Below are 1,098 nucleotides of genomic sequence, written 5' to 3'. Positions count from 1 at the left end.
GGGAGCGGGGAGCCGGACCGCTGTGCCCTCGCGGCCGGCTGCGGCGGTGGGCCGGTCGGGCCCGGCAGAGCGACCGGCGCCGGAGCCGGTGCCGGCGGAGAGACCGTCGCCGTGGGCGCTGTCCCGCCCCGGCTGTCGTCCGGTCCCCCGGGCCCCCAGCCCTCCGGCAGCGGCGGCAGCTGCCGGAGCACCTCGAGAGGATCTCCGCCCGCGTCGCGCAGGGGCCGTCGCAGCAGGTCCTCGGAGCCCGCGGCCGCGTGCAGCAGCCGGGCCCTCGCCTCCCCCGCACCGGGCGGGCGCCGGGCGGGGTCGACCTCCAGCAGCGACCGCACCACCGCGCGCACGGGCCACGGCGCCGCCGTGGCCTCGAGCCGGCCGACCACGTCGTCAGACCCGTCCTTCGGTCCCGGACGCAGCCCGGTGAGGGCCTCCACGGCCACCACCCCGGCGGCGTAGAGGTCGGACGCGGGGGCGGGGTCGTCGCCCCGGAGCAGCTCGGGGGCGAGGTACCCGGGCGTCCCGACCACCTCGCCGGTGCTCGTGAGCCGGGGCAGGTCGGCGCGGACCGCGACGCCGAAGTCGGACAGCAGCAGGTGCGGGCGCCCGGTGCCGGTGGCCCGCAGCAGCAGGTTGGCCGGGGTGACGTCGCGGTGCACGACCCCGGCCTCGTGCACCGCGCCGAGCGCCTCGAGCAGCTGGTCCAGCAGCTCGACGACCGCGGCGGCCGGCAGCGCGCCGTGGTCGCCGACCAGGTCGGCGACCGACCCGCCGTCGACGAGCTCCATGGTGAACAGGACCCGGTCGTCGTCGGCCGTCCAGCCGAGCGGGGTCAGCACGTGCGGGTCGCGCACCCGGGTGCTCTGCTCGGCCACGAACCGCAGGAGCGAGTCGGCCCGGGCGTGGCGCAGGACCTTGGCCGCGACGTAGCGGGCCTCCCGGGTGTCCCACACCCGCCACACCGAGCCCATCCCGCCCGAGCCGAGCAGGTCAACGAAGCGGTAGCGGCCCGCGAAGGCCGGTGCCGCGGCGCCGGCCGGGGCACCGACGGCTCCGGGCTCGGGCGCGGCGCTCACGCCCCGGCGGCCGCGCGCAGCACGC

The 1,098-nt window shown here is 79.6% G+C and carries 1 protein-coding gene; it reads right to left on the bottom strand.

Annotated elements, in window-relative coordinates:
- Positions 1–1,073 (bottom strand): serine/threonine-protein kinase (locus WCS02_RS20530; RefSeq protein WP_340296171.1); only part of this gene is annotated, 1,073 nt, incomplete at its 3' end.
- Between the last annotated feature and the right edge of the window lie 25 nt (positions 1,074–1,098).

The organism is Aquipuribacter hungaricus (assembly GCF_037860755.1).
GTDB lineage: Bacteria > Actinomycetota > Actinomycetes > Actinomycetales > JBBAYJ01 > Aquipuribacter > Aquipuribacter hungaricus.
This window is presented reverse-complemented; position numbering and strand designations above follow the sequence as displayed.